Consider the following 15,664-nt stretch of genomic DNA (forward strand, 5'->3'; position numbering starts at 1 on the left):
TCACGTCGGGGGGTCGTCCCAACTGCGATCGGAGACCTGGAAGGAGTCGCCGGGTGCGAACTCGTCGACGACGTCCCCCGCGAACCGCCTGACCGTGCCCGCACCGAGGGCGGTCGCGATCCCGGCGGAGCACCGAACGCCCATGGTCTCCGGCAGCCCGATCACCGTGGTGTCATGGGTGCTCGACCAGTGGCTGGCGCTGGCATGCTGGGCGTCGGTGAAATGCGGCAGCACAGCGACGCCTGCGATGAGCGCCAGCCCGGTCAGGTCGCTGAGTCCGGGCTCGTTGGCGTCGTTGCCTTCGGCGATTGCAATGCTCTCGCACGCCAGCACGGCGCCGGCGCTACCTCCGTAGTAGTCGCCGCCGTCGCGCCAGAACTCGCGTATCGGTCGGGTGAAGCCGTGGGAGCGCACCTCGTCGAGGAGACGGAACGTGTTGCCACCACCGACGAACAGCAGGTCGGTGGACCCCGGGCACAGCTCCGAGGGCGCATGCTGCGCGAGGCCCTGCCAGGTCACGAGCTCATAGTCGACACCGAGCCGATCGAGGTTCCCGCGCAACCAGCCGTCAGCTGACGGCAGCATCTCGCGAGGTAGGGCGAAGGGCCAGTAGAGGATCCTCGTCCGAGGCCGATCCAGGATCGACCGCCACAGCGGCTCCTCATCGAGGGCACTGCCGCATCCGAGCCAGACGGTCCCGCGCATGCTCAGACGATAGGCGGTCGCGTTGCCGCGTCGAGGACACGCCGCTAAATCACCGTCGCAGACATCTGCCGTCCGAACGTAGCGAGCCGCCACCACTCGCCGGGACCCTTGTCCTACCATCGGGCATGCTCACGGCGCTCCTGTACGGGTTGGGCACCTCGGTGCCGATGCTGATAGGCGCGGTGATCGGGTTGCGTTACGACCTGCCCACCAAGGTCCTCGCGGCGATGATGGCGTTCGGTGCGGGCACCATGATCGCGGCGGTGACCACCGAGCTGTTCCAGCCCGCGTTCGACAGCGAGGGCCTGCTGATCGCCGGCGCGGCGCTCCTGGGTGGTGCGCTCGTCTACGTGCTCGCGGACCGGCTGATCGAGCGCAAGCTCGGGCCGGCCGCGCTCGGCCCCGCGCTCATGCTCGGCGCGCTCCTCGACGGAATCCCGGAGAACACCGCGCTGGGTGTCAGCCTGACCGGTGCCGGCGGGATCGTGCTGCTGGTGGCGGTCGCCGTCGGCAACGTCCCCGAGGCGATGGCGGGTGCGGCCTCGATGCGCAGGCAGCCGGGCTTCGCGCCGCGGCGCGCGCTCTGGATGTGGGCGGGCACGGCGATCCTGCTGACCGTGGTCGTCGTGGCGGCGTGGGCGGTCAGCGACGTGATCTCCGCCCGCAGCATCTCGGTGGTCCAGGCGTTCGCCGGCGGCGCCACCCTCGCGGTACTCGCCGACTCGCTGATGCCGGAGGCCTATCGCGACGGCGGATGGTGGGTCGGGCTGTCCACGGCCGTCGGGTTCCTGGTCGCCTTCGCGCTCGGCGGGTGACCCCTTGCCAGGTGCCCGCCTCCTCACGTAGCATCATCGTCGATGCGTATCGATGACGATCGTGCCGACGAGCGGACGGACCCCGTGGGTCCGGCCGGGAGCGTGCCGCCGGGGCGCCGGGGCAGGCTCGCTCCGACGAGCAAGGACGTCGCGCGGGTCGCGGGCGTCTCGCAGAGCACGGTCTCCTACGTGATGAGCGGCAAGCGCCCGATCTCGGAGAAGACCCGCCGCAGCGTGCTCGAGGCGATCGACCAGCTCACCTATGAGCCGAACGCCGGTGCCCGGGCACTCGCCGGCCACCGCACGAACGTCGTCGGTCTGGTGGTGCCGTTCCACAATCCGGAGGCGGCGAGCGGGCTGATGGCCTTCGCCGAGGAGATCGCGGTCATCGCCCGCGGTCGCGACTACGACGTGCTGATGCTGACGGCGGCCGAAGGGCCGGCCGGGCTCGTCCGGGTGCAGCGGCGGGCGATGTGCGATGCCGCGATCGTCATGGAGATCACGACCGACGACCCCCGCGCGGCCATCGCCCGCGAGCTCGAGATGCCGGTCATCTTCATCGGCGTCCCGGACGACCGGGACGGCCTGCACTGCATCGACTTCGACTTCGAGACCGCCGGCCGGCTGCTCGTCGACGAGCTCGCCGACGCCGGTTGCCCGGAGATCGCCGTACTCGGGTGGTCCGAGGAGCGGGTCGGTCTGGGCATCAACTACGTCCCACGGTTCCGGGAGAGCGCCCGGGCGCGCGCGGCCGAGCGTGGGGTCCCACTGCGCTGGATCAGCGCGCCGCACACCCGCACCGGGGTCGAGGGCTACCTCGACGCCGCGCTCGGGCCCGACGGCGGCCCCCATCCCGGGCTGCTCACCGTGCACAGTCCGCATGACGTCGGCGCCGCACTGCAGCAACGCGCCCTGGTGCCGGGCCGCGACCTCGATGTGGTGTCGCTGTGCACCGATGTGGAGGCGCAGGCGCAGCCCGTCCCGCCCACCGCGGTATCCACCCAGCCCCGGGACGTGTCCCGGCTGGCGATGGCCTGGATGTTCGACCTGCTCGCCGGGGACGTTCCCGCCGAACTGCGTCTCGTGGAGGCGCGCCTGACCAGGCGCGGCTCCGTCCGTCCGAGCGGCAGCTAGCTCCGCTCGCGACAACCCATGTCCGCCACAACCCATCCGATCGTCCATCGATACGCATCGACGCCGCCCGATCCAGATGATCGGTCCGGTTCAGCCCACGAGGACGTGGGCCTGACAGAGAGGAACGAGAGATGACCAGGTTCTCCAGAGCCCGAGTTGCGATCGCCGCGGCGGCCGCGCTGCCGCTGGTGCTCGTGGCCGCGTGCAGCGGCTCCGACGGTGGCACGGACGGCGACGGCGGTGGTGACGGCGATGTCACCGAGCTGCACGTCCTCGACTACTACAACAACGACCCGAACAAGACGGTCTGGCAGGGCGTCCTCGATGCCTGCGCCGCCGAGGTCGGCGTGGAACTGAACCGCGAGTCGGTTCCGGGCGGCGACCTGATCGCGAAGGTGCTGCAGATGAGCTCCTCGCGCACCCTGCCCGACGTCCTCATGCTCGACAACCCCGACGTCCAGCAGATCGCCGAGAGCGGGGCGCTGGCGCCGCTGTCCCAGTTCGGGCTCGACCCGGGCGGGATCGCCGAGGGCGTCCTGTCCGCCTCCACCTACGAGGACGAGCTGTACGCGCTGCAGCCGGTGACCAACACGATCGCGCTCTTCTACAACACCCAGGTCCTGGCGGACGCCGGGATCGAACCGCCCACCACCTGGGAGGAGCTCGAGACCGCGGCGGCCGCGTTGACCGAGGGGGACCAGTACGGTCTCGCCCTGTCGGCGATCAACACCTACGAGGGCACCTGGCAGTTCCTGCCGTTCATGTGGTCCAACGGCGGCGACGAGGCGGACATCGCGACCGAGGAGGTCGCCGGGGCACTGCAGCTGTGGAAGGACCTGCTGGACTCGGGGTCCATGTCGCAGTCGGTGGTCACCTGGTCGCAGGCGGACGTCGCGGACCAGTTCTCCAGTGGCAACGCCGCGATGATGGTCAACGGCCCCTGGAACTTCGGCACGCTCGCGGAGAACGCCGAGCTCGAGTACGGCATCGTCCCGATCCCGGCGCCCGCGGCCGGCGACACCGTGGTCTCGCCCTTCGGCGGCGAGGCCTGGGCGGTCCCGCAGACCGGCGACGACGCGCGGATGGCCGTCGCCGCCGAGTTCGTCCAGTGCCTGGTCGGTGAGGATGCGGTGGTCGACGCCGCGGTCGGGACCAACACGGTGCCGACCGACCCGTCCCTGTCCGCCGCCGTCGTCGAGCAGGTCCCGAACCTCGCCTCGTTCGCCGAACAGGTCCCGGACCTGCGCGCACGCACCGGTGAGCTCGGGCCCGAGTGGCCGACCCAGGCGACGGCGATCTACGAGGCGGTCCAGAACGCTCTCGTCGGAGGCATGAGCCCGGAGGACGCGTTGGCCCAGGCGCAGAACGGCTGAGCCGGTGACCTCCACCGAAGTACGGGTCGGGTCCGGTGGGCTGGCCCCGCCGGGCCCGGCCCGGCCGGCCCGCCGCCGATCGTCCGGTCGCGGACGCCTCGTCCAGGTCGCATTCCTGATCCCTGCCGCTGTCTATCTGGTGCTGTTCTTCGGCTACCCCGTCGTCAAGAACATCACCATGGGCTTCCAGGAGTACACGACCAGGACCTTCTACACGGGCGAGGCGCCCTGGGTCGGGTTCGCGAACTACGTCACCGCCGTGACCGACCCGGTGTTCGACCGTGCCCTGCTCAACACCGGCCTGTTCACGGTCGGATCCATCCTCGGGCAGTTCACGATCGGCCTGGCCATCGCACTGTTCTTCCACCGGCGGTTCCACCTCTCCGGCGTGCTGCGCTCGTTGTTGCTGCTGCCGTGGCTGGTGCCGATGATCGCTGCGTCGGCGGTCTGGCGGTGGATCCTCGACACCGATCACGGGGTCCTGAACCGGACCCTCGACCTGCTGCCGTTCCTGGACGGCCGCCCTGCCTGGCTGACGTCGACCACGTTGGCGCTGGTCGCCGTCATCATCGTGAACATCTGGCTCGGGATCCCGTTCAACGCGACGATCCTGTACGGCGGCCTGCAGGAGATCCCCGAGGAGCTGTACGAGGCGGGCTCGCTCGACGGCGCCACCGGGGCCCGCGCGTTCCGGCACATCACCTGGCCGCTGCTGCGCGGCGTGGTCACGGTCGTTCTCGTGCTGGGCGTCGTCTACACGCTGAAGGTGCTCGACGTCATCCTGGGTCTGACCAACGGTGGTCCCGCCAACGCGACCCAGACGATCTCGACGTTCTCGTACCACATGTCGTTCCGCGAGTTCGACTTCGGGGTGGGCGCCGCACTGGGCAACATCCTGGTGTTGATCTCGCTCGTGTTCGCCATCGTCTACCTGCGCCTCAACCGGCGCGCCATCGACGAGTAGAGGCTGGAGGTCTCATGAGTGCCGCAGTTCCGATCGCCCGGCGAGCAGCCGGCGGCGACACCGCCGGTCGCGCGTCGAGGGTGCCAACCCCGCGCCGGCCCGGCCACACGATCCTCGGCGTGATCATCATCGCCGTCATGCTGTTTCCGCTCTATTGGATGCTCAACGTCTCGCTGCAACCGGCGGGCAACGCCTCGGCGACGCCGTGGCTGCCCCTCGACCTCTCCTTGGACGGCTACCGGACCGCGCTGGCCGAGCAGGGCGGCAACCTGGTCACGAGCCTGATCATCAGCCTCGGCGCCGTGGTGTTCAGCCTGCTGATCGCGGCGCCGGCCGCGTACGCCCTGGCGCACTTCCGGTTCGGCAAGTGGGTCGTCGTGTTCCTGTTCGCCGTGCTGACCACCCAGATGGTGCCAGGCATCGTCGTCGCGAACGCCCTGTACAGCGCGTACAGCGACCTCGGGCTGCTGAACACCTACGTCGGCCTGATCCTGGCCGACTCGGCGGCAGGCATCCCGTTCTCGATCATCCTGATGCGGGCCTTCATGATGGGCATCCCGGCTTCGATCGTCGAGGCGGCCTACGTCGACGGCGCGGGTCCGGTCCGCGCGTTCGTGTCCGTCGTGCTGCCGATCAGCCGCAACGCCCTCATCACCTCGGCGCTGTTCATCTTCCTGTTCGCGTGGGGCGACTTCCTGTTCGCGCTCACGCTGACGACGTCGGAGAGCATGCGTCCGATCACGCTCGGCCTGTACAGCTACATCGGCGGCTTCGTGAGCGACTGGTCGCCGATCATGGCGACCGCCGTGCTCTCCTCGCTGCCGGCCATCGCCCTGCTGGTCCTCGCCCAGCGCTACGTCGCGGCCGGGGTCACCGGCGGCGCGGTCAAGTCCTGAGTTCCTTCACCAACAACCTAGGAGTCCACACATGTCCGAACCGATCCGGGTCCTCGTCTGGGGCGAGAACCGTCACGAGCAGCTCGAACCGGCCGTCGCGCAGCGCTATCCCGACGGGATGCATGGGGCGATCGCGCAGGGGATCGAGGCGAACCTCGGCAGCCGCGTCCGGGTGCGCACCACCACCCTGGACGAGCCCGAGCACGGCCTCACCGAGGAGGTGCTGGCCGACACCGACGTGCTGATCTGGTGGGGCCACGCCGCGCACGGCGAGGTTGCCGACGAGGTGGTCGAGCGGGCCCACCGGCACGTGCTGGAGGGCATGGGGCTGATCGTGCTGCACTCGGGGCACTGGTCGAAACTGTTCATGAAGCTGATGGGCACCACCTGCACGCTGCGGTGGCGTACCGAGCATGACCGCGAGCTGGTGTGGACGGTCGACGCGACGCACCCGATCGCGCAGGGCATCCCGCACCCGATGATCATCGAGGAGGACGAGATGTACGGGGAGCAGTTCGACATCCCCACCCCGGACGAGCTCATCTTCATCTCCTCCTTCAGTGGCGGCGAGGTGTTCCGGTCCGGTTGCACGTTCCGGCGCGGCCACGGCAGGATCTTCTACTTCCGCCCCGGCGACCAGGACTTCCCGACCTACTTCCACGAGGGCGTGCGCCGGGTCATCTCGAACGGTGTCGAGTGGGCGCACACGGTGCGGCCCGAGCGGAGCCTGCCGACCCTGTTGCGGTACGAGACGGAGGACTTCTACAACGGGCACGGCTACGGCGGTGCGCTGAGCGCCGAAGCCACGGTGGCGGCCGAGCAGCGGGCCACCGCACCCGCGGGCGCCGAGTGAGCCCGGCGGCCCCCTCGGTGGCGCCGCTGCGGCTCGTCCAGGTCGGCGCCGGCAGCATGGGCCGGGCCTGGCTGAACGTGATCGCGGCCAATCCGGACACCGAGCTCGTCGGCCTGGTCGACCTTGACCTCGACGGGGCGACGGCGGCACTCGCCGCCGCCCCGGCCGGGCTCGCCGCAGGCGACGTCGTGGTGGGCACGGACCTGGTGGCGGTCGCCCGCGAGACCGGTGCGACCGCCGTCGTCGACGTGGCGGTCCCGACGGCGCACCACGCGATCACGACGGCGGCCCTGTTCGCCGGGCTCGACGTGCTCGGTGAGAAGCCGGTCACCGAGACCGTCGCCGAGGCCCTCTCGCTGGTGGCGGCGACCCAGGTGACCGGGCGGCGGGTCGTCGTCAGCCAGTCCCGGCGCTACCTCCGGGAGGCGTTCCAGTTGCGCGAGGCCGCCCGTGCACTCGGGCAAGCGGGGACCCTCGCCGTCGACTTCTACAAGGCGCCGCACTTCGGCGGGTTCCGTGAGCACATGCCGCAGCCGCTGATCGTCGACATGGCGATCCACCAGTTCGACCTGGCCCGGTTCCTGCTCGACGCCGACCCGGTCGCGGTCTACGCCGAGTCGTTCAACCCGCCGTGGAGCTGGTTCGACGGCGACGCCAGCGCGATCGCGACGTTCGAGATGAGTGACGGCGCACGGTTCTCCTACGGCGGGTCCTGGTGCGCGCCCGGGCTGGAGACGTCCTGGAACGGGGCCTGGCGGCTCTCGGCCGAGCGCGGCAGCGCGACCTGGGACGGTGACCGGCTGCCGGTCGTGGAGGGGCAGGAGCCGGTCGACCTCACCGATGTGGCCGATCCCGGCCGGGAACTCGTCGGGTCCCTGGCCGCGTTCGTCGCCGGTCTGCGCGGTGCTCCGGTGATGTGCGAGGTCGCGGACAACGTGCTCAGCCTCGCGATGGTCGAGGCCGCGGTCGCGTCGGCGGGCACCGGGCAGCGGGTCGCGATCGACGACGTCCTCGAGCGCGCCTACGCCGACGCGCTCGCGGCCGAGCAGCGCGACGACGTCCGCGCCGCGCTGCTGTCGTGGCCGTCCGTGCGCGAGGGGCTCGGGAGGGCGAACCGAGGTCAGCCGTAGGCCTCCGGGTTGACGGGAACCCCGTTCGACTCCAGCCACGCGATGACGTCGGCGCGCTCGGCGGCGGCCCGCTCGTTCAGCAGCTCCGGGTCATAGCCGAAGTAGTAGTCCTGGAAGCTCGCGCCGCCGCTGGTCAGGGCGAGCGGGTCCGCCCCGGCGTCCAGCAGCACGATCAGCTGGGCGCCGCGGTTGACCCGTGCGCAGCCGTGCAGTGGCCGACTCCCGTTGGCGTCGGCACCGTCCGGGTCCGCGCCACCGTCGAGGAGGAGGCCGATGGCGAGGTCGGAGGAGGTCACGCACGCCACTCCCAGCGCGGTTTCTCCGGTGATCGCGTTCTGCGCGTTCACGTCGGCGCCGGCCGCGAGCAGGATCGGGACCATCGTCTCCGAGGTGGCGTCGGAGGTGTTGACGTCCACCGTGTCCTCCAGCGGGGTCTTCCCGGCCCAACCGGTCAGGTCCGGGTCCGCACCGGTGTCGAGGAGCGCGGCGAGTCCGTCCGCGTTCTCGACATGGATCGCCCACTGCAGCATCGTGAGGTCGTCGGTGCCCTGCGCGTCCGGGTCGGCGCCATCGGCCACGAGCCGGGCGATCTCGTCGGCGTCCCCGGCCGCGACCGCCTCGGCCAGCGCCAGGTCATCGGCCTCGGTGAAGAACTCGGTGGGCTCCGGCCCGCTCGCGGTGCCGGGCAGCAGCCCGCAGCCGGCGAGCAGGCCGATGCCGATCCCCAGGGTGGCCAGGCCGCGGCCGGCTCGCGTGGTCATGCCCGAATGCAACCACAGGGCCTGCACCGGCACGCGTGGTCGTTGGGTGGAACCTTCCGCCGGCACCCATCTGGAGTGCCGAGCCCGCGCCGCACCCGTCGAGGTAGTCGGTTGCGCATCGAGTTCGCCGCGTACTTCCGGCGATCTCGAGGCATATCCGACTAGGTCGGCGACGTGCCGCTGCGGGTGCGGGCTCCGGCGTGGCGCGTTTCCGGTCAGAGCCCTACGGACGGGTACTCCCTGCCCAGCCAGTGGCTCAGCTTCCGGCCGAACTCGCGCTGGAAGGACAACGGGCCCTGCTCGCGGGTGTACTCCTCGTCGTACAGCGCGATGAACGGGGTCAGGTTCAGGAAGAAGTGCGCCCCGTGCTCGAACAGCCAGACGTAGTCGTGCGCAGCCAGTGCGGCCCGCTCGTCGTCGGTGAACGAGAGCACGGTGGTCTCCTCGGCATCGTTGAGCCTGCGCCCCACCTCCTGCTCCCACGCCTCGATGGTGCCGGCCGGGTCGTCCTTGTACCGCTGCACCCACGTCGGGTCCCGGTCGATCGTGTAGAGGAACTTGTCCACGTAGTACGTGCTCATGCCGGGGCTCCGTTCGGGTACCAGGTCAGGTACATCTCGCGCGTGTGGAACAGGTCGAACTCGTCGACGTAGTCCGCCTGGACGCCGTCACCGGCGATGCCCGTCATCAGCAGCAGGTCCATGAACCCATGCGTGGCATTGCCCGCGCCCGCCATCGACTCGTGGGTCACGTTCGCCAGGATCGCGTCGATGTTCCCTGTTGCGAGCCACTCGATCGCGTTCCGGTCGAACTCCGGGTCCGGGCCGTGCTCACCGAACTGGCGTGGTCCGCCGAGCTCGAGGGACAGGTGGCCGGTGCCGATCGCCGCCACCCGCAGGTCCGAGGGGTAGGCGTCGATGATCTCCCGGATCGCCCGGCCGACCTGCCAGAACCGTCTCGGCGACGGCATCGGTGGCGCGAAGATGTTCGTGTAGATCGGCACCACCGGCAGGTCCGCCCCGGGCCGCACGGTGACGATCGGGCAGATGATCGGGCACAGGACGTCGTCGGCTGGGCCACCCGCGGTGGCGCACGTACCCTCGGGCTGGACTCCGCCGTCGGGAGCCCGGAGCCGGGCAAGAAGGCGGACGTCGTGCTGATCAAGAACGACGACTCGCCTGTGATGTTCCCGGTGCTGCACCCATACGGGCACATCGCGTTCCAGGCCCAGCGGGGCGACGTGCACACCGTGGTCGTGAATGGCCGGGTGCTCAAGCACGAGCACCGCCTGCTCGGCACCGACCTCGCGAAGGCGCGCACCGCCGTCGAGCAGACGGTCGAACACCTGCGCACCACCCTCGGCGAGGACGAGTGGCGCCAGGGGATGAGCCCGGAGATCCCCGAGTCGAAGGTGCTCGACAACCCCTACATGTACACCGACTACGCGGACGACTCGACGCACCGCGCGTGCGGTGTGCGCACGCCGCTGCGCCACTGACCCGTGCGGTGGGTCAGTGGCGCAGCAACTACGACACCGTCACTCGGGCCGGTCCGACTCGGTCGGCAGCTCGAGCTGGCGCAGGCGTGTGTAGGCGCCGCTGAGATGGTCCTCGGCGGCGGCCCGGGCGAGGACCGGGTCGCCCTGCGCGAGGGCCATCCGGAGTTCGTAGTGCTCGGGATACCCGACGGTCGGGAAGTCGGGGAAGTTCACGTTCCGGGTGTGCAGGAAGAAGAACACCTGGCTGCGGATGGAGACCCACGCACGGCTGAGCCGCTGATGGTCCGCCGCGTCATACAACACGTCATGGAAGGCGAGGTCCAGTCGGACCGCCTCCTGCGGGGCGACGGATCCGGAGGTCTCCTTCATCGCGTCGAGCACCCGGTCCAGTTCCGCGAAGTGGGCAGGCGTCATTCGCGTTGATGCGCGTTCGGCGGCAAGGGACTCGATGGCGGCGCGAAAGGTGTGCACCTCCTCCACGTCCACCTGGGTGAGCACGCTCACGAACGCGCCGCGATGGCGCCGGATCTCGACCTGCCCCTCGGACTCGAGGAACGCCAGGGCCTCGCGCACCGGACCGCGGCTCACGTCCAGGCTGGCGGCGAGCTCCATCTCGCGCAGGTGCTGACCGGGCGCGAGCACGCCGGTGGCGATCTGCTCACGGAGCACCGCCAACACGTACTCGGCCATGGACGTCCGGGGCGGAGAGTTCCCGGTGTCGATCACCGTGCGCCTCCCAGGGGACCGGTGGCCGATACCTCGGCCGTCGAACCCGGTCCCGGTCCCGCCGTGGTGCCGCCGTGCCGGCTGGCCCGTTCGATCCGAAGAGGCCCGACGGGCCCGCAGATCATGCGCATGTTTCCCCTCAATCTCCGCCGCTACGTCGTGCTGCTGTCTACGAACGGTAGCGCCTGAAACGCCTCGGTGTGGAGCAGTCTAGCCGGTTGAAGATCATTGACAATCACGATTGAAGATCATTGACAATCTGAGAACGGGCGGTCTAGCCTCGCCGGAGGTCGCCAGGGACGGTGGCCGCGATGACCCCCCGAGAGAGGCAGAGTCCGGACGTGAACTTCACCGCTGAAGTCAACCCAGGTGTGGGACTGGACAAGAGTTCCTTCCCGCACGCCGCGCCCAGCGACCCGAATGCGCCGCACGTCCGTGCGGCCGAGGTGACCATCGACGCCGCCGTGGACCGCGGCGCGCTCGCCCGGATCTGGGAGAGCATCGGATACGACGAGATCAACTGGACCTACACCCCCACGGGGCGCTCCCTGCTCGGCCGGTTCGGTGAGCTGAGCGACAAGGGCTTCCACGTGCGCCCGCACTACGTGTTCTGCTCGGGCACCGGCTTCGGGATCCCGCACTGGGGCACCGGCAACGTTTTCCACCTCGACGCCGACGGGAACGCGTTCTACGACTTCACCATCGCCGACCAGGTCTACGACGCGATCGTCGAGTCCGGCAACCACGTGCTCGTCGAGCTCGCCTTCACGCCGCGCGACCTGGTGCCCGATCACGCCGCCGAGCTCGAGGTGGTGCCCAGTCCCACCGTGTACAGCAACTACGAGGCCGGCGCCTGGGGCTACCCGCCCAAGGACTACGCCGCCTGGGGCGAGCTGATCGCCGCCCACGCCCAGCACTGCCTGGACCGCTACGGCGCCGACGAGGTCGACACCTGGCTCTGGGAGCTGTGGAACGAGCCGGACATCTTCTACTGGCGTGGCACCCCCGAGGAGTTCTACGAGCTCTACTCGGTGACGGCGGCCGCGGTCCGGCGCGTGCTCCCGACGGCGAAGGTCGGCGGCCCGGCCGTCACCGGCTCCGGTGCCGAGTTCCTCCGCGGCTTCCTCGCCCACACCAGCGCGCGCAAGGATCCGCTCGACTTCGTCTCCTTCCACACCAAGGGGTCCGCGTTCCGCCCGTGGCGCGTCTACGGGCCCACCGGCGGTCCGGCGCCGGAGCAGCAGAGCCCGAGCGCACACAAGATGCTCTTCGAGATCCGCACCCTGTCCCGCGTGATCGAGGAGTTTCCCGAGTACCACGGCCTGCCCGCCATCGTCGACGAGTGTGACGCCGGGGTCCCGGCCCACTACAGCGTCTACGACAACGCGAACTTCCGGTTCCAGAACACCGAGTACTACCCGGTGTTCCAGGTCAAGCTCATGAAGAAGATCCTCGACCTGAACGCCACCGAGACCGTGCAGGTCGAGCAGGCGACCTCGTGGAGCTTCTACTTCGAGGGCGAGCGCTACTTCGAGGGCACCCGCGCGTTCCTGACCGCCGGCGGAGTGGAGAAGCCGTTCCTGAACGCCTACCGGGCACTGGCGCGGCTCGGCGAGCGCCGCGTCGAGGCCGGTTCTGACGTGGCCCACCCGGTCACGGCCCTGGACGACTGCGGTGGTGCCAGCATGCCGGAGGAGGTCGACGTGCTCGCCTCCCGGGCCACGGACGGCACCGTGGCAGCGCTCGTCTGGCGGCACATCGACGACCAGTACCACGCGGACGACACCGAGGCCGCTGTGAACGTGAACATTTCCGGCCTGGACGGCGCCGCCTACACGCTGCGGCACTACCGGATCGACGCCACCCACTCCAACGCGCACACGATCTGGGAGGGGCTCGGCTCCCCGCAGCTGCCCACGGACGACCAGCTTGCCGCGATCAAGGCGCGGCAGGGACTCGAGGAGTTCGAGGCCGCCCACGACGTGACGCCCGTCGACGGCGCGGCGCAGGTTGCTCTCCGCCTGCCGCTGCCGTCGGTGTCGTTGCTGGTGTGGGAGCCGAAGGCATGACGACGGCGGCGCTCACCTCGTTGGATCGGCGCACCATGCTGCCGGGTGGGGTCGAGATCCCCCAGGTGGGCCTCGGCGTCTTCCAGGTGCCGACGGCGCAGGCGCAGCGGGTGGTCGAGGAGGCCCTCGAGGTCGGGTACCGCCACGTCGACACCGCGGCCGCGTATGTGAACGAGGAGGGGGTCGGCGCCGCGCTCGGGTCCGCGGGGCTGCCGCGCGAGGAGGTGTTCATCACCTCGAAGCTCCGGAACGGTGACCAGGGCTATGAGAGTGCCCTGCGCGCCTACGACGACACCCTCGCCCGGCTCGGCCTGGAGGCCCTTGACCTGTACCTGATCCACTGGCCGAACCCGGCCGCCGGGCTGTGGCAGGACAGCTGGCGGGCGCTCGAACGGATCCTGGACGAGGGGCGGGTCCGCGCGATCGGCGTCTCGAACTTCATGGTCGAGCACCTGCGCGAGCTCCTCGGCCGAGCCGAGCACGTGCCGGCCGTGAACCAGATCGAGGTCCATCCGACCTTCGCTCAGTCGGACCTTGCCGGCTTCTGCGCAGAGCATGCGATCACGGTGCAGGCGTACTCCCCACTCGGGCAGGGCGCCGATCTGTCCGCCCCCACGGTCACCGCGATCGCGGACCGGCTCGGGGTCACCGCCGCCCAGGTGGTACTCCGCTGGCACCTGGATCGCGGCCGGGTGGTGATCCCGAAGACCACGTCCCGAGCTCGGATGGTCTCCAACGCGGACCTCGACGGCACCGACCTCACCGACGACGACCTGGCGGGCCTGGACGCCCTGGAGACGGGAGTGCGGATCGGCAACGACCCGCGCACCTTCGCACTCAGCCAGATCCGCTGACCCCGACCCGACACCCGATGGAGCGTGTTCGATGGCGACACAAGTAATGCCGGTGCGAGAAATTCGCACCGCGGCACCCGCAGCGCCACCATCGCCGGCCCGGCGCCGGCGCGAGCGGAAACGCAACCTCTGGATCTACGCCTTCCTGCTGCCCACGTTCATCCTCTACGGGATGTACACGCTGTACCCGATCGTGGCCAGCTACTGGTACTCACTCGTGGAGTGGAACGGGTTCTCCGCGGACCAGCGATTCGTGGGCCTGGACAACTACGAGGCCGTCCTCGCGGACCCGCTGTTCTGGTCCTCGGTACGGGTCACGCTCCTGTTCATGCTGATCGTTGCCCCGCTGCGGGTGTTCGGCGCGTTCGCCCTGGCGATCCTGCTGAACTCGCCGCGGTTGCCGTTCAGCTCGTTCTTCCGGACCGCCTACTTCCTGCCAGTGGTGACCACCACAGCGATCGTCGGCGTCGTGATGCGGTTCATCCTCGACCCGGCGAGTGGCCCGGTTGCATCGGTGCTGCAACTCTTCGGGCTCGGCCCGGTCGATCTGCTCGGCTCATCCTCGACCGCCCTGCTGACCGCCGGCGTGATCTACGTGTGGAAGTTCTTCGGCATCACGATGATCTACTGGCTGGCCGCGCTCCAGACGATCCCCAAGGATCTGTACGAGGCCGCGCGGATCGACGGCGCCGGTGCGCTCAAGCTGTTCCGGCACATCACGCTGCCGCTGCTCATCCCGTTCCTGCTGATCATCTCCGTGCTGACGATCGAGGACTGCTTCCACGCCTTCGACCTGATGCAGTCGATGACGGCCGGCGGCCCGTTCTTCAGCACCGAGATCATCGAGATCTACATCTACCGATGGGCGTTCGCGGCCACGATCCCTCAGCTCGGGTTCGCCTCGGCCGCAGCGGTCCTGTTCGGCATCATCGTGCTGGTCGTGGTGATCGCCCAGGTGTGGGCCACCATGGTCTCCCGGCGGCTGCGGGCGCGAGCATGAGCGCCACGACCGCGTCGACCGGCTCGCGGACCTGGAGCCGGTTGCGGAGCCGGATGCCCTGGTGGGTCCTCGTCCTGTTGCTCACTGTGCTGGCATTCATCTGGGTCTTCCCGTTCATCTGGATGGTCTCGGCCTCGCTCAAGACCTCTGCCGAGATCTTCGGCGGCGGACTGAATCTCATCCCCGAGACCCTGCAATGGGAGAACTACGTCCGAGCCTGGCAGGACGGGAACTTCCGGGTCTACCTGCTGAACACGGTGATCGTCACGGTCGCGACCGTCGCGATCGTGGTCGCCAGGTGTGCCCTGGCCGGCTATGTGCTCGGCCGCTACCGGTTCCCCGGGTCGCGTCTGGTGATCGGGATCCTGGTGGCCACCCTGTTCGTGCCCACCGGCTACACGATCATTCCGATCGTCAAGATCTCTCTCGAACTGGGACTGCTGGACCAGCTCGGCGGCATGATCCTGGCCCTGGCCGGCGGTGCGAACGTGGCCGCGATCCTCATCTATGCGGGGTACTTCCGGGGCATGCCGGCCGAGCTCGAGGAGGCTGCCATCGTCGACGGCGCGGGCTTCCTGCGCACCTTCGCACGCATCATGCTGCCGCTGTCCATGCCGGTCACGGCGACGGTCGGCATCCTCACTTTCCTGTTCACCTGGAACGCCTTCTTCCTGCCCCTGGTCTTCTCGTTCAGCAACCCTGCGCTGCGCACGGTGAGCGTGGGCATGCAGGCGTTCGTGGGCGAGAACTCCACCGACTGGCCCGGCATGGCCGCCGCAGGCGTGATCTCGCTGCTGCCGATCGTCGTGCTCTTCGCCTTCATGCAGCGCTACTTCATCGAAGGCATCGCGGGCGCCGTCAAGTCCTGACGGGCCCGCCTGAACCC

General features: G+C 69.6%; 17 protein-coding genes. 12 read left to right on the plus strand and 5 right to left on the minus strand.

Annotated elements, in window-relative coordinates; all coding sequences use genetic code 11:
* Nucleotides 1-705, minus strand: coding sequence for a Type 1 glutamine amidotransferase-like domain-containing protein (locus GKS42_RS02145; RefSeq protein WP_168217718.1), 705 nt, complete (start codon nt 703-705; stop codon nt 1-3).
* 125 nt (nt 706-830) lie between these two features.
* Between GKS42_RS02145 and GKS42_RS02150 the strand changes: the two genes are divergently transcribed.
* The 7 genes from GKS42_RS02150 to GKS42_RS02180 all read left to right on the plus strand — a co-directional run bounded on the left by GKS42_RS02150 (nt 831) and on the right by GKS42_RS02180 (nt 7,870).
* On the plus strand, nt 831-1,520 hold the full coding sequence (locus tag GKS42_RS02150) for a ZIP family metal transporter (protein ID WP_154792348.1): 690 nt from the start codon (nt 831-833) through the stop codon (nt 1,518-1,520).
* A gap of 42 nt (nt 1,521-1,562) precedes the next feature.
* Nucleotides 1,563-2,654, plus strand: coding sequence for a LacI family DNA-binding transcriptional regulator (locus tag GKS42_RS02155; protein WP_154792349.1), 1,092 nt, complete (start codon nt 1,563-1,565; stop codon nt 2,652-2,654).
* 131 nt (nt 2,655-2,785) lie between these two features.
* Entirely contained in the window at nt 2,786-4,027 is a 1,242-nt protein-coding gene (locus GKS42_RS02160; RefSeq protein WP_154792350.1) for a sugar ABC transporter substrate-binding protein, read from the plus strand.
* 4 nt (nt 4,028-4,031) lie between these two features.
* Entirely contained in the window at nt 4,032-4,991 is a 960-nt protein-coding gene (locus tag GKS42_RS02165; RefSeq protein WP_435529655.1) for a carbohydrate ABC transporter permease, read from the plus strand.
* Between the two features lie 14 nt (nt 4,992-5,005).
* Nucleotides 5,006-5,887, plus strand: coding sequence for a carbohydrate ABC transporter permease (locus tag GKS42_RS02170; protein WP_154792351.1), 882 nt, complete (start codon nt 5,006-5,008; stop codon nt 5,885-5,887).
* 31 nt (nt 5,888-5,918) lie between these two features.
* On the plus strand, nt 5,919-6,740 hold the full coding sequence (locus GKS42_RS02175) for a ThuA domain-containing protein (RefSeq protein ID WP_154792352.1): 822 nt from the start codon (nt 5,919-5,921) through the stop codon (nt 6,738-6,740).
* Nucleotides 6,737-7,870: a Gfo/Idh/MocA family protein gene (locus tag GKS42_RS02180; protein ID WP_232847881.1), complete on the plus strand. Its 1,134-nt coding sequence runs from the start codon at nt 6,737-6,739 to the stop codon at nt 7,868-7,870. The genes GKS42_RS02175 and GKS42_RS02180 overlap by 4 nt, the downstream gene beginning before the upstream one ends.
* On the opposite strand, the gene GKS42_RS02185 is transcribed toward GKS42_RS02180, so the two are convergent.
* The 3 genes from GKS42_RS02185 to GKS42_RS26170 form a co-directional block, all read right to left on the minus strand.
* Nucleotides 7,861-8,631 carry an ankyrin repeat domain-containing protein gene (locus tag GKS42_RS02185; RefSeq protein WP_154792353.1) on the minus strand — a complete coding sequence of 257 codons (771 nt, stop codon included), beginning with the start codon at nt 8,629-8,631 and terminating at the stop codon, nt 7,861-7,863. The genes GKS42_RS02180 and GKS42_RS02185 overlap by 10 nt on opposite strands.
* A gap of 215 nt (nt 8,632-8,846) precedes the next feature.
* Nucleotides 8,847-9,212 carry a hypothetical protein gene (locus GKS42_RS02190; RefSeq protein WP_154792354.1) on the minus strand — a complete coding sequence of 122 codons (366 nt, stop codon included), beginning with the start codon at nt 9,210-9,212 and terminating at the stop codon, nt 8,847-8,849.
* On the minus strand, nt 9,209-9,661 hold the full coding sequence (locus GKS42_RS26170) for a DODA-type extradiol aromatic ring-opening family dioxygenase (RefSeq protein ID WP_210769291.1): 453 nt from the start codon (nt 9,659-9,661) through the stop codon (nt 9,209-9,211). The genes GKS42_RS02190 and GKS42_RS26170 overlap by 4 nt, the downstream gene beginning before the upstream one ends.
* Between GKS42_RS26170 and GKS42_RS26350 the strand changes: the two genes are divergently transcribed.
* Nucleotides 9,575-10,129, plus strand: coding sequence for an amidohydrolase family protein (locus GKS42_RS26350; protein WP_232848054.1), 555 nt, complete (start codon nt 9,575-9,577; stop codon nt 10,127-10,129). The genes GKS42_RS26170 and GKS42_RS26350 overlap by 87 nt on opposite strands.
* A 39-nt stretch (nt 10,130-10,168) precedes the next feature.
* On the opposite strand, the gene GKS42_RS02200 is transcribed toward GKS42_RS26350, so the two are convergent.
* The gene (locus GKS42_RS02200) at nt 10,169-10,855 is read right to left on the minus strand and encodes a GntR family transcriptional regulator (RefSeq protein WP_232847882.1); all 687 of its coding nucleotides are present in this window, start codon (nt 10,853-10,855) and stop codon (nt 10,169-10,171) included.
* A 341-nt stretch (nt 10,856-11,196) separates the two neighbouring features.
* Between GKS42_RS02200 and GKS42_RS02205 the strand changes: the two genes are divergently transcribed.
* From GKS42_RS02205 to GKS42_RS02220, 4 genes are read left to right on the plus strand one after another with little or no spacing between them, the layout of a single operon-like run.
* Nucleotides 11,197-12,924: a GH39 family glycosyl hydrolase gene (locus GKS42_RS02205; protein WP_232847883.1), complete on the plus strand. Its 1,728-nt coding sequence runs from the start codon at nt 11,197-11,199 to the stop codon at nt 12,922-12,924.
* The gene (locus GKS42_RS02210; protein ID WP_154792357.1) at nt 12,921-13,778 is read left to right on the plus strand and encodes an aldo/keto reductase; all 858 of its coding nucleotides are present in this window, start codon (nt 12,921-12,923) and stop codon (nt 13,776-13,778) included. Before GKS42_RS02205 ends, GKS42_RS02210 begins: the two co-directional genes overlap by 4 nt.
* A 31-nt stretch (nt 13,779-13,809) precedes the next feature.
* Entirely contained in the window at nt 13,810-14,778 is a 969-nt protein-coding gene (locus tag GKS42_RS02215) for a carbohydrate ABC transporter permease (protein ID WP_154792358.1), read from the plus strand.
* Entirely contained in the window at nt 14,775-15,647 is an 873-nt protein-coding gene (locus GKS42_RS02220) for a carbohydrate ABC transporter permease (RefSeq protein WP_154792359.1), read from the plus strand. Before GKS42_RS02215 ends, GKS42_RS02220 begins: the two co-directional genes overlap by 4 nt.
* Nucleotides 15,648-15,664 lie beyond the last annotated feature (17 nt).

Source organism: Occultella kanbiaonis (genome assembly GCF_009708215.1).
In the GTDB taxonomy this organism is placed as follows: domain Bacteria; phylum Actinomycetota; class Actinomycetes; order Actinomycetales; family Beutenbergiaceae; genus Occultella; species Occultella kanbiaonis.